At 72.8% G+C, this 26488-nt stretch carries 21 protein-coding genes; 9 read left to right on the plus strand and 12 right to left on the minus strand.

Annotation, left to right across the window (positions count from 1 at the left end; genetic code table 11):
- Window positions 1–248: 248 nt before the first annotated feature.
- Window positions 249–1400, minus strand: a complete 1152-nt coding sequence (locus tag ACIRL2_RS33020; RefSeq protein WP_402237000.1) for an acyl-CoA dehydrogenase family protein — start codon at window positions 1398–1400, stop codon at window positions 249–251.
- Between the two features lie 248 nt (window positions 1401–1648).
- On the opposite strand from ACIRL2_RS33020, the gene ACIRL2_RS33025 reads away from it, so the two are divergent.
- Entirely contained in the window at window positions 1649–2449 is an 801-nt protein-coding gene (locus ACIRL2_RS33025; RefSeq protein ID WP_402237003.1) for a hypothetical protein, read from the plus strand.
- 42 nt (window positions 2450–2491) lie between these two features.
- On the opposite strand, the gene ACIRL2_RS33030 is transcribed toward ACIRL2_RS33025, so the two are convergent.
- From ACIRL2_RS33030 to ACIRL2_RS33050, 5 genes are all read right to left on the minus strand, one after another.
- Window positions 2492–2863, minus strand: coding sequence for a hypothetical protein (locus tag ACIRL2_RS33030; protein ID WP_402237005.1), 372 nt, complete (start codon window positions 2861–2863; stop codon window positions 2492–2494).
- A 254-nt stretch (window positions 2864–3117) separates the two neighbouring features.
- Complete coding sequence (locus tag ACIRL2_RS33035) at window positions 3118–3768, minus strand: response regulator (RefSeq protein WP_395865244.1); 651 nt, start codon at window positions 3766–3768, stop codon at window positions 3118–3120.
- Complete coding sequence (locus ACIRL2_RS33040; protein WP_402237008.1) at window positions 3759–4895, minus strand: sensor histidine kinase; 1137 nt, start codon at window positions 4893–4895, stop codon at window positions 3759–3761. The genes ACIRL2_RS33035 and ACIRL2_RS33040 overlap by 10 nt, the downstream gene beginning before the upstream one ends.
- Before the next feature lie 349 nt (window positions 4896–5244).
- On the minus strand, window positions 5245–7815 hold the full coding sequence (locus ACIRL2_RS33045) for an ABC transporter permease (RefSeq protein ID WP_395865240.1): 2571 nt from the start codon (window positions 7813–7815) through the stop codon (window positions 5245–5247).
- Window positions 7812–8687 (minus strand): ABC transporter ATP-binding protein, encoded by an 876-nt coding sequence (locus ACIRL2_RS33050; RefSeq protein ID WP_395865238.1) that lies wholly within the window; start codon window positions 8685–8687, stop codon window positions 7812–7814. Before ACIRL2_RS33050 ends, ACIRL2_RS33045 begins: the two co-directional genes overlap by 4 nt.
- A gap of 405 nt (window positions 8688–9092) precedes the next feature.
- On the opposite strand from ACIRL2_RS33050, the gene ACIRL2_RS33055 reads away from it, so the two are divergent.
- Window positions 9093–10640, plus strand: a complete 1548-nt coding sequence (locus ACIRL2_RS33055; protein ID WP_402237011.1) for a M4 family metallopeptidase — start codon at window positions 9093–9095, stop codon at window positions 10638–10640.
- Between the two features lie 55 nt (window positions 10641–10695).
- Here the strand turns inward: ACIRL2_RS33055 and ACIRL2_RS33060 are convergent, their stop codons facing one another.
- The gene (locus ACIRL2_RS33060) at window positions 10696–11541 is read right to left on the minus strand and encodes a M55 family metallopeptidase (protein ID WP_395865234.1); all 846 of its coding nucleotides are present in this window, start codon (window positions 11539–11541) and stop codon (window positions 10696–10698) included.
- 214 nt (window positions 11542–11755) lie between these two features.
- Between ACIRL2_RS33060 and ACIRL2_RS33065 the strand changes: the two genes are divergently transcribed.
- Entirely contained in the window at window positions 11756–13231 is a 1476-nt protein-coding gene (locus tag ACIRL2_RS33065; protein WP_402237014.1) for a serine hydrolase domain-containing protein, read from the plus strand.
- 59 nt (window positions 13232–13290) lie between these two features.
- Here ACIRL2_RS33065 and ACIRL2_RS33070 read toward each other — a convergent pair whose 3' ends face one another.
- Window positions 13291–14997, minus strand: coding sequence for a SpoIIE family protein phosphatase (locus tag ACIRL2_RS33070; protein ID WP_395865230.1), 1707 nt, complete (start codon window positions 14995–14997; stop codon window positions 13291–13293).
- Between the two features lie 624 nt (window positions 14998–15621).
- Here ACIRL2_RS33070 and ACIRL2_RS33075 point away from each other — a divergent pair.
- Window positions 15622–16209 carry a restriction endonuclease gene (locus ACIRL2_RS33075; protein WP_331771694.1) on the plus strand — a complete coding sequence of 196 codons (588 nt, stop codon included), beginning with the start codon at window positions 15622–15624 and terminating at the stop codon, window positions 16207–16209.
- Window positions 16210–16418: 209 nt separating this feature from the next.
- Window positions 16419–17375, plus strand: a complete 957-nt coding sequence (locus tag ACIRL2_RS33080) for a hypothetical protein (protein WP_395865227.1) — start codon at window positions 16419–16421, stop codon at window positions 17373–17375.
- Between the two features lie 124 nt (window positions 17376–17499).
- Here ACIRL2_RS33080 and ACIRL2_RS33085 read toward each other — a convergent pair whose 3' ends face one another.
- From ACIRL2_RS33085 to ACIRL2_RS33095, 3 genes are all read right to left on the minus strand, one after another.
- On the minus strand, window positions 17500–18423 hold the full coding sequence (locus ACIRL2_RS33085) for a hypothetical protein (protein WP_402237019.1): 924 nt from the start codon (window positions 18421–18423) through the stop codon (window positions 17500–17502).
- A 5-nt stretch (window positions 18424–18428) separates the two neighbouring features.
- Window positions 18429–19106, minus strand: coding sequence for a papain-like cysteine protease family protein (locus ACIRL2_RS33090; protein WP_395865223.1), 678 nt, complete (start codon window positions 19104–19106; stop codon window positions 18429–18431).
- A gap of 295 nt (window positions 19107–19401) precedes the next feature.
- Window positions 19402–22332, minus strand: coding sequence for an AAA family ATPase (locus tag ACIRL2_RS33095; RefSeq protein ID WP_402237020.1), 2931 nt, complete (start codon window positions 22330–22332; stop codon window positions 19402–19404).
- A 443-nt stretch (window positions 22333–22775) separates the two neighbouring features.
- On the opposite strand from ACIRL2_RS33095, the gene ACIRL2_RS33100 reads away from it, so the two are divergent.
- The 3 genes from ACIRL2_RS33100 to ACIRL2_RS33110 are packed head-to-tail and all read left to right on the plus strand — an operon-like array spanning window position 22776 to window position 23750.
- Complete coding sequence (locus ACIRL2_RS33100) at window positions 22776–23222, plus strand: SRPBCC domain-containing protein (protein ID WP_395865219.1); 447 nt, start codon at window positions 22776–22778, stop codon at window positions 23220–23222.
- Window positions 23219–23572, plus strand: a complete 354-nt coding sequence (locus tag ACIRL2_RS33105; RefSeq protein WP_395865217.1) for an ArsR/SmtB family transcription factor — start codon at window positions 23219–23221, stop codon at window positions 23570–23572. The genes ACIRL2_RS33100 and ACIRL2_RS33105 overlap by 4 nt, the downstream gene beginning before the upstream one ends.
- Window positions 23573–23603: 31 nt before the next feature.
- Entirely contained in the window at window positions 23604–23750 is a 147-nt protein-coding gene (locus ACIRL2_RS33110) for a hypothetical protein (RefSeq protein ID WP_395865215.1), read from the plus strand.
- A gap of 177 nt (window positions 23751–23927) precedes the next feature.
- Here ACIRL2_RS33110 and ACIRL2_RS33115 read toward each other — a convergent pair whose 3' ends face one another.
- Entirely contained in the window at window positions 23928–24758 is an 831-nt protein-coding gene (locus tag ACIRL2_RS33115; protein ID WP_395865213.1) for a hypothetical protein, read from the minus strand.
- Between the two features lie 278 nt (window positions 24759–25036).
- On the opposite strand from ACIRL2_RS33115, the gene ACIRL2_RS33120 reads away from it, so the two are divergent.
- Window positions 25037–25978: a phosphotransferase family protein gene (locus ACIRL2_RS33120; protein WP_402237023.1), complete on the plus strand. Its 942-nt coding sequence runs from the start codon at window positions 25037–25039 to the stop codon at window positions 25976–25978.
- Window positions 25979–26488 lie beyond the last annotated feature (510 nt).

Consider the following 26488-nt stretch of genomic DNA (forward strand, 5'->3'; position numbering starts at 1 on the left):
GAGGCGGCGGGCTCGGCCGGAGATCCGACACGGGGCGGAAGCGCGGGCCGAGAGAAGACGTCGTCGGGACCCATGTGGTGATCGTGCCCGGATCTCGGCCCCGTCCGACGGGGACGGGCGGGAAATCCATCATGCTCGGGATCGGCCGGAGGCGGGCGGAGGTACGCTCGCCTCCGGCCGCGCGCCCCGAGCCGGGGTCGGGGGTCGGGGGTCGGGTCGGAGGCTCACGGTCTCCGGGGCTCCGGCGCTCAGGCGAAGGCGTTCACGCCGGTCAGGGCACGGCCGATGAGGAGTTTGTGGATCTGGCTGGTGCCTTCGTAGAGCGTCATCACGCGGGCGTCACGCAGATACTTGCCGACCGGATACTCGTCGATGTAGCCGTATCCGCCGAACACCTGGAGCGCGTTGTTGGCGGCGCGCACCGCGGCTTCGGAGGCGAACAGCTTGGCCACCGAGGATTCGGTGGCGAACGGCAGCCCGCGATCGATGTGGTCGGCGACCTGCCAGGTCAGCAGCCGGGCCGCGCGGACGTCCACGGCGATGTCGCTGAGCAGTTCCTGGACCAACTGGTGGCCGGCGATGGGTTTGCCGAACTGCTCGCGCTCGCCCGCGTGGCGCACCGCCGCGTCCAGGCACGCCTGCCCGATCCCCACACAGCCGGCCGCGACCGACATGCGGCCCTTGGCGAGCGCGGCCATCGCGACCGAGAAGCCCTTGCCGAGTTCGCCCAGGCGCGCGGAGTCCGGCACCCGGACGGCGTCCAGGACCAGTTCGGCGGTGGCCTGACCACGCAGGCCCAACTTGCCGTGCACCTCGCGGCGTTCCAGACCGGGGGTGTCGGTGGGCACGAGGAACGCGGTCACGCCCTTGTGGCCCGCCTCGCCGGTCCGGGCGAACACCAGCGCCACATCGGCCCAGGTGCCGTTGGTGATGAACATCTTGGCGCCGGTCAGCAGCCAGTCGCCGCCGTCGCGCACCGCGCGGGTGGTCAGATTCGCGGCGTCCGACCCGGTGTTCGGCTCGGTGAGCGCGAAGCAGCCCAGCGCCTCGCCCGCGCACAGCCGAGGCAGCCACGCGTGCCTTTGCTCCTCGCTCCCGTACGTGGCGATCGACTTGGCGACCAGGCCGAGCGAGACCGACACGATGCCGCGCACGGCCGAGTCACCGCGCCCCAGTTCCTCCAGGACGAGACAGTAGGCCAGGTGGTCGCCGGCCGATCCGCCGTACTCCTCGGGAATGGTCAGGCCGAGGAAGCCCAGCCGGCCCAACTTCGCGACGATGCCCGGGTCGACGGACTCGGCGCGGTCCCAGTCGGCGGCGTGCGGGACGAGTTCGCGGTCGGCGAACCGTGCGGCCAGATCCCGCACGGCGTCCTGTTCGTCGGTCAACTCCAGGTTCATGGGCCGGCTCTCCTGATCCTCGGAATCGGGCGCTCGCGACTCGGCCGGGCGACGGACCGCCGGATGGGCCGGACTCGCGTGCGGCCCCGCTTCCGTCGGGGCCGCCGTCGACCGCCGTCGACCGGTCAAATTAGCAGTGCCGATATCTTCCGCGCGGAACACGGAACCCCGTCCCGGCGGCGTGCGTCGCAGTGCCGGGCCCGAACACCGGTCGGGCCGAGCCGATTCGGGTCGAACGGGAGCCGCACTTGCGCGCCTACAACCACACCCTCGCCGCCGCGATGCTTGCCGGCACTCTGCTCCTGGCCGGCTGCGGAGCGGACTCGACGCCGGTGGGGATCGGCACGCCCACCGCGACGCTCGGTGCCTCGACCCCCGCGGTCGCCGAGACCGGCGAGGACAACACGAAGCTGGACGACGCCGCGCTGAAGAAGAGCATCCAGGCGGCGGGGCGCGGTGTCTCGACCGTGCGCGCCATCGGCGACGTGCGATCATCCGACGGGCGCCGCAGGATCGGCTACGACCTGCGGTTCGACCAGTCCCGGAAGAGCTACATCGGCTCGATGACGGTGGACGGGAGAACCATCGAACTGCGTCGGATCGGCGCGGACCTGTACCTGAGGGCCGGCGCCGACTACTGGACGGCCGCGGGCAAGCTCGCCGACCCGAGCGACGCCGGGCGAGTGCACGAGAAGTACGTCAGGATCGAGGCGGACAACGCGCGATTCGAGGACGTCACCGAGATCGCCGACTACGGCAGCGTCGCGACGGCCGTGATGGACTGGGGATCCACGCCGATACGCCGCTCGGAGGAGATGCTCGACGGCCGGCGGATGCTCGTGCTGACCTTCCCCGACCCGGACGACGGCGACGTCCGCCTGTACGTACCCGCCACCGGAAGTCCGGTCCCGGTGCGGCTCCTTGCTCCGGGCCCATACACCGTCGACTGGTCGGATCCCGGCAAGCCGGTGGAGATCACCGCCCCACCGGCGGCGGCCACGGTGGCCCTGCCGCCGCTGAACCGCCGGACCAGGCCGTCCGCCGGCTGATCCGTGCGCGGCTTCGGCCGGGGACGCTCGGACGGGACCTCGTCAGCGGCCCACGGGCACGGTGACGAACAGTGCGCCGGCCGTTGTGGCGAGCGCCAGGTAGACGCCCAGATGTGCCGCGCGATACCGGTTGAACCCGGGCTCGTGGGGCCACAACCACGATGTCAACGCGACGGGCACGGACGCGACCGCGAGCCACGCGGCCCGGTTCACCGCCGCGGTGGCTTCCGGGCAGTCGGCGGCGGAGTTGCAGGAGTCGAACGCCATCGCACTCAGCCCGAACAGGAAGAGGTGCGCACCCGCGACCGGGACGGTCAGGACGGTGGCGATGACGGGAGCGGTCAGCGAGCCACGCCGGGACGCGGATGTGCCGGCGCGGTGCACGGACCGGAGCGAAGCCTCGTGTTGTGTCATGTGGTCAGCTCATCACCGGGGGACCGGCACGGGATGAGTACGGGTACTCATTTGCCCCGTTCACCCGGAAGCGGCACGGCGGACGCGTCGCTCCGGGTGTGCTCGCGCTCGGCGACGCGGTGTGTCCCGGAGGTGAACCGGACGCGGACGTAGGGCAGTTGCGCGGCGCGGGTGGCGAAGCCGGTGGATGCGCCGACCCGCGCGCGGCGATGCCGTGCCCGGGTTCGAGGCAGCCACGTGGTGGGCGCGGGTGGTCAGGAGCCCAGGTAGCGCAGGATGGCCAGGACTCGGCGGCTGTAGCCCGGGCCGGCCGCGTGGGCCAGGTCGAGGCGGTCGAAGATCGCGTTGACGTGCTTCTCCACCGCGCTCTGCGACACGTGCAGGGCCTGGGCGATGGCGGCGTTGGTGCGGCCCTCGGCCATGTGCGCCAGCACCTCGCGCTCGCGTGGGGTGAGCCGGTCCAGCGGGTCGACGTGGCTGGTCCGGGCCAGGAGTTGGCGCACCACCTCGGGATCGAACGCGGCGCCGCCGGCGGCCACCCGGTTCAGTGCGTCCAGAAAGTCGTCCACGTGCGCGACGCGGTCCTTGAGCAGGTAGCCCACCGCCGCGCCGTCGTGGGTCAACAACTCGACCGCGTACCGCTTCTCGATGTACTGGGACAGGACCAACACACCCACCCCCGGCAACCGGCGCCGCACCTCCAGCGCGGCGCGCAGACCCTCGTCGGTGTGCGTGGGCGGCATCCGTACGTCGGCCACCACCACATCCGGGACGTGCTCGAGGACCGCCTCGACCATGGCGTCGCCGTCACCGACGCCCGCGACCACCTCGTGCCCCTCATCGGCGAGCAGTCGGGCCAACCCTTCGCGCAACAGGGCCGAATCGTCGGCCAGGACTATGCGCACGGTACCTCCGCGGTGATCGTGGTGGGACCTCCGGGCGGGCTGTCCACCCGGAGGATTCCGTCCAGTGCGGCGACCCGACGGGCCAACCCGGACAGTCCGCCGCCCGCGGGATCCGCGCCGCCGAGGCCGTCGTCGACGATACGCACCCGCACCGCGTCGCCGGCGCCCGAGACGCACACCGTGACGGCGTCGGCGCCCGCGTGCTTGACCGTGTTGGTGACGGCCTCGGCGACCACGAAGTAGACCGCGGTGGCCACGATCGGCGCGGGTTCCGCCGGTACGTCGTACGTCAACCCGACCCGCACCGGCGCCCGCTCGGCGATCGTCTCCAGGACCGCGCGCAACCCGCCGTCGTCCAACCCCGTGGGATGGATCCGCCAGGCCACGTCCCGCAGATCGGTCAGCGCCTGCTGAGCCTGCTCGTGCGCCTGACGCAACAACTCGTCCGTACGCGCGGGATCGTTGCCGCGCCGGGCCCGGCCGATCAGCATGCCCAGGGCGACCAGGCGCTGCTGCACCCCGTCGTGCAGGTCGCGTTCGATCCGCCGGCGCTCCTCGTGCACCGCTTCGACCACGCCCGCCCGGCTCGCCGCCAGCTCGTCCACCCGAAGCCGCAACCATTCGCTCGGGTCCGGTTCGAGCAGGCGCCGGGCCAGCGCCCGTTCGGTGTCCGCGAGCCCGACCAGGCCGTACAACGCCAGGGCGAACAGAGCCGGCCCGGATGCGAGCAGGATGGCCACGTCGGAGGTGGTGGTGTTCGGACTGCCCGTCGCCCACGCGCCCACCATCACCGCTGCGAACCCGGCGCCGCCGACGGTGAGCACCAGGAGCGCGCCGCCGAGCAGCCCGACGGGCACCCGCGCCGCCAGGTAGCGGACCAGGCGCCTCGGCTCGGTCGGGGTGGGGTGGACCGGGTCCCCGGGGCGGGCCAGGCGTGCGCGCTCCAGGTCGGTCAGGGCGCGGGCGCCGCGCGTGATCAGGCGGAGCGCGGCGCGGCGCGGGCGCGTCCGGGAGCGGGGGACGAGCGCGTACGACAGCCCGGCGCCGGCCAGGAAGAGCACTTCCGGCAGGGCGGTCGCGGTGCCCACGAAGACCACCCGAACGGCGCGCAGGGCAGTCTTCGCCACACTACGCACGACCGTCCCGAACCCGCGGGCGTGCCGCGTGTCGTCAAGCGGACCCGAACCGTCCAATGCCCCTGCTCCCGTCCTGTCCCATCCCAGTCCCCGTTTGCGCACGTCACGGCGGTGACCCGAGCCTCTCATCCGGTCCTCCGGCCGAAACGCGTGGGTCGTTCGACTCCGGCTGAACGGCGTGGGTCTTTCGGCGTCGGCCGAACCGCGCGGATCGTTCGGCTCCGGCTGAACCGCGCGCCCGGTTTCGGTTGAACAGGCCGGGTCGCCCGCCTCCGTCCCACCCGTCGGCCTTCGCTCGACCCCGCCGGACCGGGCGACCTCACCCCGGTCGGCCTTCCGGTCAACCCCCGCTCGCCATCGCCTCGCGCAGGTCGACCCGGGCCGCTCGGCGGGACGGGAGCCACGCGGCGAGGGTGCCGACGACGACCGCGCCGACCAGTACCGCCACGCACGTGGTCCACGGGACGGCGAGCGTGTCGAGGCCCTTCGTGGACAGCACACGCTGCGTGGCCGCACCCCAGGCCAGGCCGGGCAGGAGACCCAGTACCGCGCCGACCACGGCGATCAGCACCGCCTCCGTGCGGATCATCCGGCGCACCCGGCGCCGGGTCAGCCCCAGGGCCCGCAACAGCGCGATCTCCCGGGTGCGTTCGACCACGGACAGCGCGAGTGTGTTGACCACGCCCAGTACGGCCACCAGGATTGCCAGCGCGAGCAGCGCGTACACCAGGTCCAGGGCGAGGGCGACCGTGTCGTGCAGCGCCTCGCGGTAGCTGTCCCGGTCGCGCACCTTGGTCTGTGGGAAGCCGGCCAGCCGCTCGGCCAGGGCCGTGTACACCAGGTCCCGGTCCGCTCCCGCCGCGGTGGTCGCGAAGTACACGTCGTCCAGGGGCATTTGATCGGCGGGCAGGTTCGCCCGGGCGACGTGGGTGCCGATGTAGGTGGCGCCGGAGGCGAACACGTCGCCGTCGCGGACGATGCCGCCGACGGTGAGCCGCGCGGTGCCGCCGCCGTGGAAGCGCACCCGCACCGGATCGCCGAGCCGCAGCCGGTGTTCGTCGGCGAACGCCTGGGGCACGGTGATCCCGTCGCCGCCCGGGGCCAGCGTCGAGCGGGCGTCGCCGGCGGTGAAGGTCAGCTTGAAGTCGTCGGTGAACCGCTCGGTGGTGGCGGTCAGATCGTGATCGCGGTCGGTGCCGTGCGCGGTGATCAGGTCGGCGCGCACGGTCTGCTGCGCGGTGACGTGATCCAGGCCCGGCGTCTCCCGGACCACGCGGGCCACCTGTTCGGTCATCGGGCGCGAGGAGAGGATGAAGTAATCGGCATTCACGGTGCGTTCGAGTTGGCCGTCGACCGAGGTCACCAGCGACGCGGCGACCAGGGAGAGGAAGCTCACCAGTGCGATGCCCACCATCAGGGCCGACGCGGTGGCCCCGGTACGCCGCGGGTCGCGAATCGCGTTGCCGCGCGCGAGCCGACCGAGCGGTCCGGACCGGCGCGCGAGCAGTCGGTCCACGCCGCGGACGGCCCATACGCTCAGGATCGGCGCGCCGGCGACGGTACCGACGAGGGTGAGCAGGACGCCGACCGCGAGCAACGACCCGGCCGCCGCGAGGTCGTCGGCGCGTACCGCGAGCAACAGCGCGCCGGCGCCCAGCAGTCCGGTGGCGCCCGCCACCAGGTTGCGGACCCGCAGCGAGCGCCCCGTCGCGGGTCCGGCCACGCGCAGCAGCGCCGCCATCGGGGAGACCCGGCCGGCCCGGCGCGCGGGCAGGTACGCGGCCACCAGGGTGATCAGCACGCCCACCGCGTACGCGGCCACGGGCGTCGACCAGCGCATTGTCGGCCCGCTCGCCGCCGGGGTGTCGCCGACCTGTCCCACGACCCGGATCAGTCCGGTCGCGAGTCCGACGCCCAGGGCCAGTCCCAGCGTCGATCCGGCCACGCCCAACAACCCGGCCTCGCCCAGGATCAGCCGGTTGACCTGACCCCGCCGGGCACCGACGGCGCGCAGCAACCCGCTCTGTCGGGTGCGCGCGGCGACCAGCATGGAGAACGTGTTGCCGATCAGGAACACGCCGACGAGCACCGAGATCCCGGCGAAACCGAGCATCAGGTAGGTGACCACGTCCAGCGAGGCGCCGGCGGCGTCGCCCCGGGCGGCGGCCTCCTGATCGCGGGTGCGCACGGTGAACGGGGCGGGATCGGTCAACGCGGCCAGCACCTGCTGCCGCAATCGCGCGTCGGCGACCCCGGGCGCGGCGGTGACCGCGATGGACGTGAATCGTGCCGTCGCGCCCAGGAGTCGGCGTTGCGCGGTGGCCGAGTCCACGAACACGTCCGCTTCGCGGGCCCGATCCGCCCGCTCCTGCCCCAGGCCCACCACGGTCGCCTCGAAGGTGCCGGGTATCGCCATGATCCGCAGCCGGTCGCCGATCCGAATCCCGTGCGCCTTGGCGGTGTTCGCCGCCACGACCACCTCGGCCGGGCCGCCGGGGGCACGTCCTTGGCTCACGCGCGGCGCGGACCGGGGATCGGTCGGCCAGTCGGCGACGGTCCCGCCGCGCGTACTCAGCGGTTTGCCCCGGCCGTCCAGGACCACGACGTCCGGGACGTGCACCCGACCGTACGCGGCGCGCACGCCCTCGGTCCGGGCCACCGTGTCGAGCACCGGGCCGGGCACGGTCGCGGGCAGGCCGGTGCCGTCCTGTCGATCGCCGCCCTGACGGGGCGTCACCGTCACGTCCGCCGCGGACCCCGAGAAGGACGCGCGCGCGGAGGCCGCGACCGAGTCGCGGAAGACCAGGGTCCCGGCGACGAACGCGGTACCCAACGCGATGGCCACCAGGGCCAGAAGCATCCGAGCCTTGTGCGCCACGACTCCGCGCAGCGCGATCCGAGTGAGCGTCACCGTCGCACCCCGTCCGTGTCGTTCCCGATCGTGCCTGGCATGCCCATCGGGTGCGCCGGCCCGGGATCGGACCCGGGTCGATACGTTCGCCCGGGGCCGTCGAACCCCCTCATCCGCGCGAACACGGTGTCCGCCGTCGGTTCGGCCAGGTCGTCCACGATCCGGCCGTCGGCCAGGAAGACGACCCGATCGGCGTAGGCCGCCGCGTTCGGGTCATGGGTGACCATGAGTACGGTCTGGCCCCACTCGCGCACGCCGCGGCGGAGCAGGTCGAGCACCTCGGTCCCGGCCCGGGAGTCCAGGTTCCCGGTCGGTTCGTCGGCGAACACGATCTCCGGCCTGGACACCAACGCTCGTGCCACCGCCACGCGTTGCTGCTGGCCGCCGGACAGCTCGGCGGGTCGATGAGCCAGCCGGCCGGTCAGACCGGTGGCCGCGACGATGCGATCCAGATGGGCCCGGTCCACCCGGCGCCCGGCGATCTCGACCGGCAGGGTGATGTTCTCCAGGGCGGTCAGCGTGGGCAGCAGATTGAACGCCTGGAAAACGAACCCCAGTCGGTCGCGCCGCAGTTGCGTCAAGGCGGTGTCGTCGAGCCCGGCCAACTCGGTACCGCCGACCGCCACACTGCCCTCGGTGGCGGTGTCCAGCCCGGCCAGGCACTGCATCAGCGTCGACTTGCCGGAGCCGGACGGCCCCATGATCGCCGTGAAGCCGCCGCGGACGAGATCCACGTCCACGCCCGCCAGGGCCGCGACCCGGGTCGGGCCCGACCCGTACTCCTTGACCAGCCCCCTGGCGCGCGCGGCGAACGGCGACGTGCCCCGCGCGTCCTCGGTGACCGCTGCCGTCCGCGTCCTGCTCCTCGGCATCCGCCGACCTCCTCGCTCGCCCGATGGGGCCTCGTTCCGGTCGGAACGGGCCTCGAATCACCGGTAGGAGCAGCCTCCAAGATCGCCGACGCCCGGACCATGGGGCGCGGCACCGACCCCACCTGCGGAAAACCACACCCCCCGCGAGTCCGCCGGGTGGGGACGGGCGCGGCCTGGACCGGGCACGCGCGGCGCCGGACTTTGCCGGAGTGTGCCGATGGTCGGGCGGGTGTTGACGGTGGTTCGGGCACGCTGTGAGCGTTTTGTTCGCTCGGGCGACGAACCCGGCGCGTGGGGTGGTCCGTTCGTCCCGGAAGCGGAAGCGGAAGCGGAAGCGGAAGCGGAAGCAGGGGCGGCGGCGGTCGGATTCGTGGTCGGGGCGTGCCTTCTACCCGAGGAGCCTCGATGCATCGCAGCACGTTGACGTTCGGGTCGGTCCTGGCCCTGATGGTCGGCCTGGTGGCCGGCACGACGGCGCAGTCGACCACGGAACGAGCACGGCCCGTTCTCGCCCCCGACGCCCGGGCCGCGGCGATCGCGGCGGCCGACCGGGCGATGGCCGACACCGGCGCCTCGACCGGGACGCCCGGCGGGCACTACCTGCGCCGGTCGGTGCTGCCCTGGGTCGGCGACATCTACTCGATCTCGTACGCACGCACCTACCGCGGCCTGCCCGTGGTCGGCGCGGACGCCGCCGTGCTGGCGGACGGTCGGGGGCGGGTGCACGCCGTGCAGACGGCCGACGACGTGCGCATCGACGTCGCGACCACACCGAGCGTCGACCGGCCGACGGCCGAGGACACCGCGCGCACCCGACTGCCGGTGGTGGACCGGGTCGCCCCGAGCCGCCTGGTGGTGCGGGTGGGCGCGGGCGCGGCGCACCTGGCCTGGGAGACCGTCGTGGTCGGCCGGACCGACACCGCGCCGAGCAGGTTGCACGTCTTCGTCGACGCCGGGTCCGGTACGGTGCTCGACTCCGTCGACGAGGTGCACGCCGGGATCGGCCACAGCCAGTGGAACGGCCCGGACCCGATCACCATCGACACGACACGCTCCGGCAGTACGTACACGCTGCGCGACCCGATCAGGGCCAATCTGAGCTGCGCGAAATACGGCGGCGCGGTGTTCGCCAAGCCCGTCGACGAGTGGGGCAACGGCAACCCCGCCACCATCGAGACCGGGTGTGTGGACGCCCTGTGGGCGGCGCAGAAGCAGTTCGACATGTTCCGGAACTGGCTCGGCCGCAACGGGCACAACGGCAACGGCGGGGCCTGGCCGCTCCAGGTCGGCCTGAACGACTACAACCTGTACTGGGACGGAAACAAGGTCGTGATCGGTCGCAGCACCCAGAACCAATGGATGTCGGCGATGGATCTGGTGGGCCACGAGTACGGGCACGCCATCGATCAGATGACCCCGGGCTTTCCGTTCACCGAACCGGGCCTGGCCGAGGGACTCGCGGACATCATGGGCACCCTGACCGAGGCGTACGCCAACGAGCCGGCGCCGTTCGACACCCCGGACTACACGATCGGCGAGATGGTCAACCCGTTCGGCAGCGGCCCGCTGCGCTTCATGTACAACCCGTCGATCCGCGGTGACGCGAACTGCTACACCTCGGCGATTCCGAGCATGGACCCCTACCGGGCGGCGGGCGTGTTCAACCACTGGTTCTATCTGCTCGCCGAGGGCTCCAACCCGGGCGGCGGCAAACCCACCAGCCCGACCTGCACCCCGACGCCGGTCACCGGCGTGGGTATCAAGACGGCCGCCAAGGTCGTCTACTACGCCCTGATGTCCCGCGCCGGCGGCACCAACTACCGCCAGGAACGCCGCCAGACCCTGTACGCGGCCAAGGCCCTGGACCCCACCTGCGACGTCTTCAAGAAGACCAAGGCCGCCTGGGAGGCGGTCGCCGTGCCACCCGCGGCGGGCGAGCCGGTCTGCCCCTGAACCCCTGAACCGACCGACGCCCGCCGGCTACCGGTTGCCCGGCGGGCGTCCCGGGTCAGCGGCGGCTCAGCATCGGCAGGCGCGAGCGGGCCGAGTGCGCGGCGATGGTGTACCAGATCTGGACCAGGTCCACGACCCGCCCCGGGTCGGCCACCTCGCAGCGCACGGTGAGCTGGTCCACCCGCTCCGCGCCCGGCACCGCCGCCGCGACCTCGGCGGCCAGCGGGATCTGGAAGCCGACCTCGAAGACGAACGTCTCCGGCAGCGGCAACGGCTCCAGGTTCCCGGCCTTCTCCACGGCCGCCGCCGCGCCGGCCCGGATCAGGTCCTGGGCCACGGAGGGGTGCACGCTGTTCGCCGCGGTGATGCCCTCGGCCGTCTTGACCGGGACCGTGATCACGCCCGGAAACGCCGCGGCCGTCGCGGCGCAGACTTCGTTGTCGCCGGTGACCAGCCCCACCGGGACCCCGTGCTGGGCCGCCAGCAGCCCGTTGACCTCGGCCTCGGTGACGGGGCTGCCGTTGAGCCGTACGGTCGCGAAGTCGGACGAGAAGGTGTGCGCGAGCACGCCCGGGGTGGCCGCCGCCGCGTGGTAGCCGACGAACAGCGCGACGCCGTGGTTCGGGCCGAGCCCGTGCGCCATGCACTGCGCCTTGGGGCTGCCCTGGATCACCCGTGCGCGCCGGTCCAGGCTGCGCGCGAGCAGGTTGTCCATGGTGCCGTGGCTGTCGTTGATCAGGACGTTGTCCGCACCCGCCGCGAACGCGCCTTCGATGGCCGCGTTGGCCTCGCCGGTCATCATCTCCTGCGCGTTGGCGTAGCCGCCGCCTCCGGGCACGATCTGGTCGATGGTGGCGATGCCCGCCACACCTTCCAAGTCGATCGAGATGTATACGTCCATGGGTGTGCTCCCGTTCGTCGCCCTGTTCGGCCGGTCCCGCGCGGCGTGCGATGCCCTGCCGAGCATCACGCACGGTCCCCTCGCCGGTCGTTGGCGATTCGGACAGGGCCGGCGACGGTTCTTCGTCGACGACGACGAGTCAGGGGTCCGGGCCGCTGCCTACCGTGATCGACCACCGCGGTACACCCGCCGCTCTTCGAGGAGGTGCCCGTTCATGGCACGATCCATCCCGCCGCAGGCCGCCGCGACCCCGGCGTCCGGCCGGTCGGACGTACCGAGCCCGGCCGAGTCCATGCCGACCCCCGAATACCTCGAGGCCCGTCTCGCGGAACTCGCCGAGCAGGCGGGAATTCCGGGTGCGAGCATCGCCGTTCGGGTGGGCGATCGGACCGTCGCGGCGGCGGTGGGCGTGCTCGACACCGAGTTCGACCACCCCGCGACCACCGACTCGCTGTTCCAGGTCGGCTCGATCACCAAGGTGTGGACCACGACCCTGGTGATGCAGCTCGTCGACGAGGGCCTGATCGACCTGGACGCACCCGTCCGCACCTACCTCCCCGACCTGCGCCTGGTCGACGAGGACGCGAGTGCTCTGGTGACGATTCGTCATCTCCTGTGCCACACCGGCGGTTTCGAGGGCGAGCTGTACGACGACTTCGGTCCCGGACACGACGCGCTCGAGCTGATGACCGCCGGCCTGGCGACCCGGGGCGAACAGTTGTTCCCGCCGGGTTCGACCTTCTCCTACTGCAACAGCGGTTTCGACCTGCTCGGTCGGGTCGTCGAGGTGCTGACGGGCCGGACCTGGGAGACGGCGCTGCGCGAACGCATCGTGGCACCGCTGGGACTCGCCCACGTGGCCAACGACGCGGCCGAATCGATCCTGCACCGTACCGCGATCGGCCACCTGGGTGGAGCAGACGGCCCGGTCAAGGCGCCGATCCACCACATGTCCCGCGCCGGCGGCCCCTCCGGGGGCATGCTCGCGATGAGCGCGAGCGACCTGTTGGAATTCGCCGCCGCGCACGTCCGCCGAGGACTGCTCCCGGACGGGACGCGCCTGCTCTCGGAGGCGTCCGCGCTGGCGATGCGCGAGCCGCAGGTCGAGATCATCGGCGACGGCCGGCTCGGCAGGTCGTGGGGGCTGGGCTGGAATCTGTACGACTGGCCGGGCGAGGCGGTCATCGGCCACGACGGCGGCACGATCGGCCACAGCGCGATGTTGCGGGTGGTGCCCTCGCGCGAGTTCTCCATCGCGCTGCTGACCAACGGCGGTGCCCTGTATCTCGCCTACGACCTGGTCCGCGAACTGCTCGGTTCGCTCGGCGGCGTCGAGGTGCCGGACCTGCCGGCGCCGCCCGCCGAACCGGTCTCGATCGACGCCGACTACGTCGTCGGCACCTACGCGTCGCCCGCGCTGATCGTCGACGTCGCCGAGACCGAGGACGGCCTGACCGTGACCTCGCGCGTGCACGGGCCCATCGCCGAGATCGTCGGCGAGGGTTCCGGTACCTCGCGAGTGGTGGCCGCGGACGCGCGCACCCTGATCACGGCCGAGCGCGAAGGCGGCCGGCACCCGATGTACGTCTTCCTCGGGGACGGTGCACAGGCCGAGTTCCTGCACGTGGGCCGGGCAATGCGCCGGGTCCGGGGCACCGACGCCGAGCGGGGGGCCGCCGCCTCCGCCTGATCGTGCTGCGGAAACGACGTGGATCTCGACCGTCGGCGGTGCGCCGACGGTCGAGACGCTTACGGGATGTCCTGCTCGGCCCAGACGATCTTGCCCTCCGGGGTCCGGCACGAACCCCAGCCTCGGCAGAGCATGTTGATCAGTTGCAGGCCGCGGCCGCCCTCGTCGCTGAGCGAGGAGTGCTGGATCTGCGGGAGGTCGGGCCCGGTGTCGGACACCTCCACCACCAGCCGGTCGTGGCGCAGCAGGCGTAGTTGGCCCGGGGCGATCCCGTAGCGCAGGGCGTTCCCGACCAGTTCGCTGACCACCAGCTCGGTGACGTCCGAGAGGTCCTCGAGTTGCCAGGCCGCGAGCCGCTCCCGGACCAGCTTGCGGGCCACACCCGCGGCCGAGCCGTTGCCGGGCAGGTCCCACGTGTACAAGTCCGTGCCCAGGAGCGGTGGTTGGGTCGCCGCGACGAGGACGACGGCCTCGTCGAAGCGGGCGCCGCCGCCGGTGACGAGGTCGCCGAGCGCGCCCGAGTCCAGTTCGGTAGGGCTCATCGAGGCGGCCCGGGTCCGCAGCCGGGCCAGTTGTACGTCGATGTCCTCGGTGCGCGACTTGACCAGCCCGTCGGTGTAGAGCACGAGCCGACTGCCCGGCGGGACGGTCAGCCGCAGCGGGTCGTACGGGATCACCCCGGAGCCGATCGGCGCGCCGATCGGCACGTCCACGAAGGACGCCTTGCCGTCCGGGGCGACCAGCAGGGGTGGCGGGTGGCCGGCGCTGACCAGGGTGTAGGTCGACTCGGCCGGATCGTAGACGGCACACAGGCAGGTGGCGACCTGGTCGTCCTCCAGGTCGCGGGCGGCCAGGTCCAGCCGGGCGAGCATGCGCTCCGGCGTCAGGTCCAGGGCCATCAGGGTGCGGGCGACGGCGCGCAGCACGCCGGTGGTGGCCGCGGCGGACAGGCCGTGGCTCATCACGTCGCCGACCACGAGGGCGGTGCGCCCGCCCGGCAGCGGGGCCACGTCGTACCAGTCGCCGCCGACGCCGAGCGGGTCGGCGGTCGGGATGTACCGGGAGGACGCCGCCAGACCGGGGGTGCGCGGGGTGACCCGGGGGAGCAGGTTGCGCTGGAGTCGGGCCACGTGCTCGCGCTCGCGGCTGTACAGCCGCGCGTTGTCCACGTCCACCGCGGCCTTGGAGGCGAGTTGCAGGGCCAGCGCGAGGTCGGCCTCGGAGAAGCCGGGCCGGCCGCCCGCGCGGATGAAGTCGGCGGAGCCCAGGAGCACGCCGCGGGCGATCAGCGGCACCATCATGTAGGTGTGCACGCCCGCCTGGCGCAGCTTGGCGGCGGCGCTGGGGGTGGGCGCCAATTCCTCGTAGTCGTCCGGCCCGAAGCTGGAGATCAGCAGCGGCCGGCCGTCGGCCAGGGCTCGGGTGAAGCGCGAGTCCCGGTCCGGGGAGGACGTGGACAACTCGCCCACCTCGTCGGGTTCCAGATCGGCGACTCGGTCTATCGCCGCCACGGCCATCGCCCGCCGGACCGGTCGGCCTCGGCCGCTGGGGCGGTGTCCCTCCTCACCCTGGATCACCGATTCCAGCAGATCCACCGCGGCACCATCGGCCAATCGGGGGACGGCGAAGTCGGCGAACTCCTGTGCGGTGGTCTTCAGATCCAGCGTGGTGCCGATCCGCAGTCCCGCCTCGTTGAGCCAGTTGAGCTGATCGCGGGTGGCGCGGGTGCGAGTGCCCGCGGCCGGCGCCGCGCTGCGTCGACGCACGTGTCTCCGGCCGCGTCCGCCATCCACTCTCCCGCTCACCCGCACCTCTTTCCGTCGGCACCGGATCGTCGCATGCGACTCTGCCGCCCGTCGTACCCCCGAACCCACCCCACAAGTGATTCGGTCGGCCGACGCGTGGGTTGCGACTGTACCCGCGCCGACTTGCGATTGCATGGAATCGATCGAGGTCGAGGGCGCGGTCGAGTCGTTCCGTGACCTGCGCGGCGATCACCGGCCGGTCCGGATCCGGCCCATCGGGCTGGGCGCGGGGGCCGTCGAGGTGTCGAGCCCGGCGCGTCGGGGCGTGGCGGATGCGACCGCTCGGGCCCTCGCGCGCGCCGCGAAGCCGGTGGTCGGCTCGCCGAAACGTGTCGGCCGATCGGGTAACACAACGGCAGTATGGGCGAGTTCGAGTCACCAAGAGGCTCTGCGGCGGTGGCCGGTCGGTGCGTTCCAGGGGCGATTTCGGGTCGGAATCGGTGTTCGGGTTGCCGGGCCCGGAGCGGGTTTCCCACACTGGCCGGATGGTCCGTTCGGGTCGGGCCCTCACGGAAGGGAATCGATGGCACGGCACGGGGTGGGGAACGGTTCGGGCGTGGCGGCCGGGCGGACGGGGGTGACGGGGTGGGTACGGGGCTGATCGTGGCGGCGCTCGTGTTGTCGGTGGTGGCGCTGGGCGTGGTGGCGGCCGCGGTGGTCAAGGCCGGACGCCGCGAGCGCGACGGCGAACGGGCGCGGGTGGCCGACGAGCAAAGGCTGGACCGGGAGAGGTCGTTGACGTCGGTGGACGCGATGAGCGGGACCGGGTTCGAGGACCACGTCGCGGCCCTGTGTCGGCGCGACGGTTGTACCGAGGTGGCCCGGGTGGGCGGCGGCGGGGACTTGGGCGCCGATGTGGTGGGCCGACTGCCGGACGGCCGCCGCCTGGTGATCCAGTGCAAGCGGTACGCGACGCATCGATCGGTCGGCAGCGGCGACGTGCAGCGCTTCAACGGCACCGCCCGCCTCGAACACGGCGCGGACGTGCCGGTGATCGTGACCGCGACCGTGTTCACCACGCCGGCCCGCGAGTTCGCCGCGAAGCACGCGCTGACCCTGATCGATCGCGACCTGCTGGGGTTCTGGCAGAACGGCACGCCGTTGAGTTCCTTCCTGGCCCTGGACATCAAACGTTCCGGCCGCGCACGACCGCGCCGCCCCTCGAAGCAATAACGCGGATCGCCCGACCACGCGGCGGACGGCGAGCGCGGGCCGGGCGGCGGACGGCAGTGCGAGTCGGGCCGAGGGATTCGACCGACTCGACGCGCCGGTCGACCCGCCGACGCCTCGGCGGGTGCTCACCCGGGGACCCGGGACGGGGCGAAGGCCAGGCCCTAGGATCGTGGACCATGTCGCTTTGGGGTCGTTTCACGTCTTCGCGCTTGCCCACGCCCGTGCTCGTGACCGATGCCGCGCTCGACGACGTCGAGATTCGCGAGATCGGGCAAAACCTCACCCTCGGCGGTGACTTCGCACCCGCGGCGGAATTGCTGAGTCGAATAGGACCGGACTGGGCGCGGCGCGCGGTCGCGGTGACCGCACTGGGCGAGGTCGCCGCCGCGCGGCCCGAGTGGCTGCGGACGTGGCGGGCCGAGCAACCCGAGTCGGCGGACCCGCTGGTGGTCACGGCCGCGGCGATGGTGCGCACGGCCTGGGACGCACGCGGCGCGGCGCGAGCCAGTCTCACCAGTGGCCAACGGTTCGCCGACTTCCGGGAATTGCTGGTCGAGGCGGACCACGCGTGCCTGCTCGCGACCGAGGCCGCCCGGGACGATCCCACCCCATGGGTGTCCTGGCTGCGCGTGTGCCGTGGACTCGGCGTTCCCCGGGACGTGTTCGAGGCCCGCTGGCAGGCGTTGTGCGAGCGCGACCCGCAACACCGCGCGGGGCACGACGCGGCATTGCAGTACCTGTGCGAGAAATGGCACGGATCGCACGACGACATGTACGCCTTCGCCCGCAAGGCCGCGGCCGAGGCGCCGGACGGCTCACCGCTGGTGGTGTTGGTCGTCGAGGCGCACATCGAGTACGCGCTGCGGATGAATTGGAACGGCGACACCGAGGACACCGCCTTCTGGCTGGCCGCCGCACAGCAGACGGACCTGGACACGGCGTTGGACCGCTACCCCGTCGACGCCGCGCCGCGCCATCCGAGCGCCCTGTCCGACCACAGCGCGCTCGCCTACGCCCTGGACAAGGCCCAACGCTGGGCCGAACTGGGCGTGCGCTTCGAGGCAACCGCCCATCAGGGCTCCCACCTGCCATGGTCCTACGGCGGAGGCCGCGTCTACTTCGAACAGGCCCACGCCCGCGCGATGCGCGCGCGCCCACGCGGTTGAGGCGGCGGGGGCCTGGGGTTTGCCCGGTCCGGAGGTGATGCGTGCCCGACGGGGACGGTCGTCGACCGCCGCCCCGCGATCGCGGGACGGCGGTCGGTGCACTCGGCGGAGTGCGAGGGGTTGGTCAGGCGGTCGCCGGGCGGCGGCGACGGATCACGAAAGTGCCGACGCCGAGGACGAGTACGCCGGCGGCGCCTACCGGGAGGGCGAGGTCCGAGGCGGAGTAGCCGTCCTCGTGAGCGGCCGGAGCCGAGGCGGGGTTCGAGGTGAAGCCGCCGATCTTGCCGGACCGCTGGTAGTCCGACCCGGGGAGCTTGTCCGCGTACCGGTCGTGCACGAGTCGGCGGTAGGCGGCCACGGTGACGCCGCTCTCGCCGACCGAGTCCCGCGCGGCCGGGTTCAGGGGCAACACGCGGCCGTCGCGCATGTGGTACCACGCGGCGATCTGGGGTTCGGTGAACACCGTGTCTCCGCCCGCCCGGCGGGAGTAGCCGATCTCGTCGGTGCCGGAGAGCACGTTACTCACCCGCCACTCGCGCGTGGCGCGATCGCGGACCGTCCACACCGTCGCCTCGACTCCGGCGGCCGAGCGGGCCTCGGTCGCCAGATAGGCGAAGTCGGCCACCGGGGCCGACGTCTTCCCCCGGACGAAGTCCGCGCTGAGCGAGTACACCGCGACCGGGTCGCCGACGAGGCGCGGGGCCTGCGCGGCGGCGGCCTCCGGGGCGACCCTCGACTGCACCACCCCGCCCGAGGGGGCCGCGGTGCGCTGGTCGAGGTGGACGAAGAACGCGGCCAGCCGGTTCGTGGTCGCCGGTGTGCTCAACGTCTGCTGGGCCAGCCCTCGGTCGGCGTCGGTCGGTGCGTCGGCGACGACCGGTGCGCCACCGTCGGCGGCCGACGCACTGCCCACGATCGGGGTCAGGAACAACACCGTGCCGATGCCGACGGCGGCGAGCGCGCCACCGCGACGGCGCGTGCGGGAGCGCACGGGAGAAGAGCCGAGAACGGAACTCGCGTCGTGCGCACGGCGGTTGTCTTCGGTCATCGCGCTCACGCCTCTCCGTACACGGACTCGGCCCACCGGAACTGGTAGTTGCTGACATATGAGTCGTAGTCCATCTCGCCGTAGCGCGGGCTGCTCGGCCACGGGTCCGCGTACATGACCGTCCCGTTGTCGGTGTCGTAGCCGTATAGGACGTTGGCGTGCCCGCCGCCCGAGGTCCAGTAGATGCCGACCACGATCGGCGAGTCGGCGTCGATCGAGGAGGCCACCGTGGCCAGGGGCAACGTCCCGGCGAGCCGACCGCGGCTCATCCCCAGGGCGACCCAGGCCCTTTGGATGTCGGTGAGTTCGGCGGGCCGGTTGGGACACGGGTAGCCGGCGGGCAACCCTCGGGCGTAGTCGCAGAAGTTGTTCTGACTGGTGCTCCGGCCGCGACCGAGGTAGCGCGCCACGGACAGGCCGGTGGCGGCCCAGCACCACTGGTTCTGTACCTGGGTCAGCTCGGTGAAGGGCAACTGTGCGGAGCCGTAGGCGGTGTTCGAGTCCGCCGGGGCGCTCAGGGGCGCGGCGACGGAGGGCTTCGCGGGGGTCGCCGACGCGGTACCGGCCGGCGCCGCGAGGCACACCGCGGCGGTCAGGGTCGCGCAGACGGCCCGCCAACGCCGAGGTGGGGAGGCGGGTACGGCCTCGGTGCTCCGGGACGTACCGCGATTCCGCGGAATCATCGGGTCTCCTTCTCGCCCGGCATGCGGGACACCGGGCGGAGATCGAGGGGGACGCGACCGGCGAGGCCACACCGCGAGTGGAACGGGACACGCGGTGTCGGACAACCGGGACGGCGGAGCGGGCGACATGGCGGGCGCACGCACCGACGTCCGGGATGTCGAGGAAGACCCTCACCGGTCGGCGGAGGAGGAACACCTGCAACGCTGATCCACCGCGGGTGCGGCCCGGAACCCCCGACCCGAAAGCAGGGGGTTCCCCCGTGTCCCCCTCGGCGGTCGCCCCCGCCGGGTTGACTCAGGGCGTGACGCGCAGTGCGGGCAGACGCTTCGGGGTGCCCCGGCCGGTCGAGTCCGGCTCCTCGGAGGGGTCGAGGGAGAGCCTGATCAGTTCCGCGCGGGAGCGGATGCCGAGTTTGCGGTACACCCGGGTCAGTGTCGACTCGACCGTCTTGGCGGACAGGAACAGGCGGCCGGCGATCTCGCGGTTGGTCGCACCGTCGCCGACCAACTCCGCGACGCGGTGCTCGGCGGCGGTCAGTGCCCGCGACGGTGTGCGGAGCGGGCCGTCTGCCGACTCCGGATCGTCCACGCTGGTGAGCCGGGCGAGTTCGACGCGGGTCTGCTCGAGCCAGGGGCGGGCCGCCGTCTTGTCGAAGGTGGACTCCGCGGCGCGCCAGGACGCCAGCGCGGCGGCCGGATGACGCCGCCGCAGTTCCACCGAGCCCAGCGCCAGCAGGTCGCGGCCGTGTTCGATCGGCAGACCGAGCTCCAGATGTCGCGCGGCACTCTCGCGCAGGCTCGTGGCCGCGCCCGCCAGGTCCCCGGACTCGCCCCGGACCAGCGCGTGTGCCCGGGCCAACGACGCGAGCACACCGGACCGCCCCAACCGGCCCGCCGTGTCCCGGACTTCGGCCACGATCGCGCGCGCCTGGTCGTGATCGCCCACCGCGACGAGCGCCTCGGCCAGGTCGGCCGACCACGGGATCGCCGCCGGATCGACGATCCCGCGCCGGGCGGCGATCGCCCGGGCCCGACTCAGACAGCCCACCGCGCCCACCGGATCCCGCAGGCGCCCCTGGGCCTGTCCCAGGACGCACAACGCGAGCGGCAGGTACACCAGGTCCCGGTCGGCCCGTGCGGCGCGCACCCCCTCGCGCGCCAGCGCCGCCGCGCGTGCGAGATCCCCGCCCGCGGCCTCCGCGACCGCCGCCGAGTAGTAGGCCAGCCCGAGATGGGCGCCGATGTCGCGGCCCAGGCGCAATGCCTCGTGCGCGACCGTCATCGCCTCCGCGCATCGCCCCGCCCGGACGTCGACGTCCACCTTGCCGCACAGGCCGAACAGTCGCTCCTCCGCGTCGTCGGACTCCTCGGCCCGACGCAACATCCGGTCGAGCTCGGCACCGGCGTCGACGAGGCGGTCGGCGAAGAAGTCGAGCCGGGCCTTGACCCCCCGGGGCCCGGCGTGTCGACCGGTGGGCCCCGCGTCCTGCGGGCGGGCCAGCGCGCGGGCGAGCGGCACGCACGCGTCCGGGCGGCCCTGGAGGGTGCCCACGAACGCCTGGAGCGCCAGCGCCACCTGCTCGGTGCCGCGATCGTCGGCCTGCCGGGCGATCGCGGCGGCACGGGCCGCCTCCGCCCACGCGATCGCCGAGTCACCGTCGCTGATGTGCGCCTTGCAGGCGCGCAGGTAGTGCAGTCGGGCGCGACCGCCCGGGTCGTCGCCGACCTGGGCGAAAGCCTCGGCGAACACCTCGTCCAGGTCGTGCAGGGCCTGGTTGGCGGCGTTGATGATCACGATGCAGGCCCGTACGCGTTGCCCGGGGCTCGGCCCCGACGCGAAGACCTGGTGGGCCAGTTCGCGTGCGAGTTCGAAGTCGGCCGCCGCGTACGCGTGCCCGGCGCCGTCGAGGCAACGTTCGCAGCGACGGTCGGCGTGTTCGTCGGGGGTCCGGGCGACGGCCAGTCGGGCCAGGGCCGCGGCGTCCTCGGACATACCGCGTCGACGGGCCTGTTCGGCGGCGGACATCAAGGTCGCCGCGACCCGTTCGTTCGGCGCGGGCGCGGCCAGCGCCAGGTGCCGGGCCCGATCGATCGGCTCACCCGACAACGCGGCGAGTGCCGCGTGCGCGGCCCGACGCTGCTCCGGCGAGCCGTCCGCGTACAGCGCGGCGGCGAACAGCGGGTGGGTGAACCGGAGTCGACCGTCGTCCCGGTGGGGGTCGAGGATGCCGGCGGAGGTCGCGTCGGCGAGGGTACGCCGGACCAGGTCCTCGCCCGCCCGATCCGCGGCGGCGACCCGCGCGTCGCGGGAGTCGTAGGAGAGCCCGACTGCGGTGCGCAGCAGCCCGACCGTGGGGCGGGCGGCGGCGCCTGCCAGCAGGAGCAGCCGGCGGGCCTCGGGAGCCAGACCCTCCAGCCGGGCGATCAGCAGCCGGCGCAGCCGGTCGGGCACCGGCAACGGCTGGTCGCGGTCCGGCAATCGGGCCGACCTGCGTACTGATCCGGCGAGTTCGAGCGCATACATCGGGTTGCCGGCGCTCGCCTCGTACACCTGCCTGCTCAGCCAGTGCGGCAGGGACCGGTCGGGGAGTCGATCCGGGTCGAGGTCGTGGTCGAGGTCGTGGTGGTCCAGGAGGTCGCGGGTCTCCGACAGGCCGAGCGGCGGGAGTTCGAGTTCGGAGGGTGTGCCGGGACAGAACCGCGTCCCGTGGATCGGGCCGGCGGGTGGGTCGGTGGTCTCGGCGACGATCACGCGTACCCGGGTCGGATCCAGGCGGCGGGCGGCGAACGCGAGCACTTCGGCGCCGGCCGCGTCCATCCACTGCGCACCGTCGATCGCGACGTGCACCGGAGTGGCGGCGGACAACGCGCGCAACACGGTGAGCACGCCCAGCCGCAGCGCGAGCGGGTCGGGGCCGTCGGGTCCGGGCGGTTCGCGGCACAACACGACGCGAATCGCGGATCGTTGCGGGCAGGGCAACGCCTCGATCACCTCGTCCGCGACCGGATCCAGCAGGTCGGCGAGCGAGGAGAAGGCCAACTCCGCTTCGGCGGAAGTCGGTTCGGTGTGGAGTATGGGGATGCCGCGGGCGGCGGTGGGGAGCAGCGAACGCAGCACGAACGTCTTGCCGATGCCGGCCGGCCCGTGCAGGACGACACCGCCCTGGGTGAGTCGGCGGCGGGCCAGCACCATCAGATCGTGCCGCGTGGGATCGGTGTGCGCCAAGAGCCGTCCTCCCCATGCCGAATCCGGATGCGGGTCCACCGAGTCTACGCGGGGCCGACGCACCGCTCACCGACGATGGCCGACGAGTGGAGCGCGAGGCGGGAGTTCGCGCGATCGGCTCGATGTGACACCCCAATCGGCTCGTCAACGGCGTTCCGAACCGCGCCGGTTCGCGCGTGCCGGCTCCCGTGCATCCGCCGGCGCGTGCCGGTCGTCGCGTCGGCTGCCACGCACCCGCCGGCCCGTACCGGCCCCGGCTGCCCCGCCCCGCCGGCCGGCCCCGCCTCCCGCCGCCCCCGCGCCGGCGATCCCGCTTCCGTGATGCCGCTTCGGCATCGTTTTGCCGCGCGTGGCATGTGCAATCCATGGGTTGCGCCTCACGAGACGATGTGCAACCCTGGGGTTGCATTGCATGATGGTGGTCAACGATGGAGGAGTACCTCATGAGCGAGGACCGGATCGAGCGCGAGACCCTGATCGAGGCTTCCCTGGAGCGGGTCTGGGCGTTGGTTGCCGAGCCCGGGTTCTGGGTGGCGGACAAGGCGAGTCTGCCCGGGACCGTGGCCAGGGAGGGCGAGTCGCTGGTGGCGAAGAACCCCGAGTACGGCGACTTCCCGGTACGGGTGGAGAAGGTCCGGCCGCCGACCTATCTGGCGTACCGGTGGGCCAGTGCCTTCCCCGGCGAGGAACTGCGCGAGGACAACAGCACCCTCGTGGAGTTCACGCTGAGCACGGAGGGCGACAAGACGCGGCTGCGCGTGGTCGAGAGCGGGTTCGCGTCGCTGGGTGGTTCCGAGGAACTGCGGGGCAAGGCGCTGCGGGACAACAGCGGCGGCTGGCCCCAGGAACTCGACGCCCTCAAGTCGCGCGCCGAACAGCCATCCGCGTGACCGAGGAACGCCACGGCGGCGACCGGGCGGTGGACGGCGTACTGGTCGCGCTGGCCGACCCGACGCGCCGCCTGTTGCTCGACCTGCTTGCGGCGCGGGGTGAGGCCACCGCGACCACGCTCGCCGAACGACTGCCCGTCTCGCGGCAGGCGGTGGTCAAGCACCTGGCCGTGCTGGACGCGGCCGGGCTGGTCTCCGGCGGCCGAGTGGGCCGCGAGGTGCGGTACACGGTGCGGCCCGAGGCGTTGGACGCGACGGCGCGCTGGATGGCCTCGCTCGCGGCCGACTGGGATCTGCGCCTGGCGACCATCAAGCGGATCGCCGAGGCGGCGGAACGGGACGAGGGATAGCCCGTCCACGCACGCGACGTCGGCGGCGGCCTTGTCCACCACGGGGGCGGACAAGGCCACCGCCGAGTTGTTCGGGGTGACGGTCACCCGTGCGGACACCTGCATCGCGCGTTGTGTGGCCGGCAGCGGCGTCACATTGGCGAGCACCTTCGCGAAGCTGCCCCGCCCGCTTCGGTAGGGCCGCAGCAGGTTGTGCATCTCCTGTTCGCCGTCGAGGCTGACGGTGAACCGCGAATCCGTGCCGCTCGAAGAATGTGCCGTCGTCGGACGTGCGCGCGTAACGACCACCTCCCGCGCGAGGGCCGTGCGGGCCACGGTGACGCGGGAGGTGGTCGTACGGTGTGGCCGCGGCGGTTCAGCCGCGGAGTTCGGACCGGACCTTGTCGATCTGGCCCTGGACGAGGTGGTCGGCGAACGCCGGCACGGTGGTGGTGTTGTCCTCGCCGGTCGCGCGCAGCTGCACCACGGTGGTGCCGACCCGGGCGACGGCCTGGGTCATCGGCGCGGCGTCCGGCCCGAGCCGCAACATCGAGGAGATCTCGATGCTGCCGGGGCCGTAGGCGTCCGGCCGCACACCGAGCACCGAGTACTCGGCCGTGCCGCCGTCGACCTGGAAGGTGAACCGCTTACAGGTCTTCGCGGCGGTGAGGTAGGTCGACCACTGGCGGTCGAGCTGCTCGTTCGGGTAGCTGCTCAGCACGATGTCGGTGTCGGGTTGCACGACTCCCCGTGGCCCGGTGCCACCGATGAGCTTGCGTTCGATCGTGGCGACGCTGGTCCTTCCCTGACCCAGCAGCGGTTGGCACTTGGGGTCCGAGACGGTCGGCACGTCGCGGTTCTGCGGCTCGGCCGTGCCCTTGACGCTCATTCCCGCCGGGAGTTCCTGGGCGTCGAGGAGCGCGGCCACCAGTTGGGCCTTGGTCGCCGGGGTGTTGCCCGCTGGTGGCCCGGTCCGCGGGGGCTTCGGGGCGACGGACTTGTCGTCGACCGGCTTGGGATCCGCTGAGCCGCCGGCACCCGGTGTGGCGTCGCCGGGCTTGCCCGGCTGGGTCGAAGCGGCTTTCGGCTCGGCCGTCTTGGCGTCGTCGGATCCGAACTCGCAGGCGCCGAGGCCCGCGACCAAGACGAGCGTGGACAGCGGCAGCGCCGCCCGGCGTACGTATCGACGGACCGCGTGCCTGGACATGACGGAGTTTCGCACCGTGTTCCCCCCGGATTCGGTGTTGTGGCGGAGACGAGCCGCGGACCCCGTCCCCCGGAGCGGTCCACGTACGAAACGCCTGTGGCGGCCCGTCGTCACTGGAAGCTAGCCGTCGTCGGCGGTCATCCGCCTCGCTGTTACCGGTTCCGCACACGGCCGAGACGGCTTCGGAAACTGTCGTCGCGGCATTCACCCTGGTCCGCGTGCCGCAGCGCGGCAAAAGCAGCGGACGTCCACGACCGGCGGTGTCATGATGCTCGATCATGGACGACTTCACACCGAGTCACGAGACGCTCGCCGCCATTGCCGCTCGGCACGGAGTCAGCGTCGGGGCGGTGGGGTCGATCCTCCCCGGGGCGGCCAATCACGTCTACGCGCTCGGTGACGACCTGGTCCTGCGCGTGCCGCGTACAAGGCGGTTCCTCGTCGATCTGGTCAAGGAGGCCGCCGTCATCCCTGCCGCGCGACGTGCCGGCGTGCGCACGCCCGACGTCGTCGCCTTCGACGACACCTGTTCGTGGGTGGACGTGCCCTACATGGTGCTCGAACGCGCGGCCGGCGAGGACCTTGCCGGGCTGCAACCGTCCGCCGCGGACACGGAGCGTGTGCTGCGCGAGGTGGGCCGGGAACTGGCCAGGCTGCACCGGGTGTCGCCGGACTCGGCCGGCGCGCCGGCCGGGGTTCCGGTGGATGACGACGCCGGGGATCCCCGGGTGTTGGTGCGCCGCCTGCGCTCCGGTGGCTGGATTGATTCCGGGACGGCCGACTGGCTCACCGGCTGGTTCGAGCGGCTGTCGGTACACCTGCCGGCGGACCCACCCCGTGTCCTGGTCCACGGGGATATCGCCGCCCAGAACCTGCTCGTGCGTGCGCGACCGGCGGCCCTGACCGGCATCGTGGACTGGGGCGACGCCCAATGGGCGGACCCGGCAACGGAGTTCGCCAAGATTCCGTTGACCGGAGTCGCGGCGATGCTGGACGGATATCGGCAGGAGACGGGTGAGCAGGCTCCGGCGGGCTCCGGCCCGCGGTCCTGGGAGGCCCGGGTACTCCGGGTGCACCTCACCTGGGCCCTGTACCGCGTGCCGGACCGCACACCACAACCGGGTCGACGGCACTGGAGCGCGCCTCCGGCCGGCCGACTGCTCGGCCTCCTGCGCTTCTTCGCCTCGGGACCGCCGAGCCCGTGGGCGGAACTCGCCTGACACACCCACGGCGTCGACCTCGGCATCGACGGCGAAGGTCGAGTGGTGAGCACCCCTCGACGACCTCGATCTCGCCGGACCTGTCCTCGGCCACTGCCGACGGGCGGTGGGTGGCTACCGTTCGTCCCTGGCACGCGGTGACATGCCGAACGCGGCCATGACGGTGTCGATGTAGGTGTGCGTGTCGTCGTCGGGAGCCGCGTCGACGCGCCGCAGTGCCGCCGTGCCGAGGTAGACGGCGTAGGCAGCGGCGGCGGCGTGCCGGGCCTGCTCGGGGGATCGACCGAGTTCGACGAGGCTCGGCAGCCCGGACGACGAGCTCTTTCCCCACGAATGGGGAAGCGTTCGGGCACCGGAGGGAATCCGCGGCGGCGCACCGTTCCATCACCGCGGCATGCTCTGCCGGATCGAGGCCGCCGAGCCCGGCCGCCGCCTGTGGATCGCCTTCCCACCCGACCACGGCGGTGAGCACGGCTTCACCCTCACCCGGGCGTCCGGCGGCGGCACCGT

It is taken from the genome of Embleya sp. NPDC127516 (assembly GCF_044765325.1).
Lineage (GTDB): Bacteria > Actinomycetota > Actinomycetes > Streptomycetales > Streptomycetaceae > Embleya.

What these genes read in the sequence shown, in the direction of transcription:
- ACIRL2_RS33065 (WP_402237014.1), top strand. Translation starts at nt 11,756, where the DNA reads ATGGCACGATCCATCCCGCCGCAGGCCGCCGCGACCCCGGCGTCCGGC.
- ACIRL2_RS33055 (WP_402237011.1), top strand. Translation starts at nt 9,093, where the DNA reads ATGCATCGCAGCACGTTGACGTTCGGGTCGGTCCTGGCCCTGATGGTC.
- ACIRL2_RS33120 (WP_402237023.1), top strand. Translation starts at nt 25,037, where the DNA reads ATGGACGACTTCACACCGAGTCACGAGACGCTCGCCGCCATTGCCGCT.
- ACIRL2_RS33090 (WP_395865223.1), bottom strand. Translation starts at nt 19,106, where the DNA reads ATGATTCCGCGGAATCGCGGTACGTCCCGGAGCACCGAGGCCGTACCC.
- ACIRL2_RS33020 (WP_402237000.1), bottom strand. Translation starts at nt 1,400, where the DNA reads ATGAACCTGGAGTTGACCGACGAACAGGACGCCGTGCGGGATCTGGCC.
- ACIRL2_RS33085 (WP_402237019.1), bottom strand. Translation starts at nt 18,423, where the DNA reads ATGACCGAAGACAACCGCCGTGCGCACGACGCGAGTTCCGTTCTCGGC.
- ACIRL2_RS33115 (WP_395865213.1), bottom strand. Translation starts at nt 24,758, where the DNA reads ATGTCCAGGCACGCGGTCCGTCGATACGTACGCCGGGCGGCGCTGCCG.
- ACIRL2_RS33100 (WP_395865219.1), top strand. Translation starts at nt 22,776, where the DNA reads ATGAGCGAGGACCGGATCGAGCGCGAGACCCTGATCGAGGCTTCCCTG.
- ACIRL2_RS33060 (WP_395865234.1), bottom strand. Translation starts at nt 11,541, where the DNA reads ATGGACGTATACATCTCGATCGACTTGGAAGGTGTGGCGGGCATCGCC.
- ACIRL2_RS33050 (WP_395865238.1), bottom strand. Translation starts at nt 8,687, where the DNA reads ATGCCGAGGAGCAGGACGCGGACGGCAGCGGTCACCGAGGACGCGCGG.
- ACIRL2_RS33030 (WP_402237005.1), bottom strand. Translation starts at nt 2,863, where the DNA reads ATGACACAACACGAGGCTTCGCTCCGGTCCGTGCACCGCGCCGGCACA.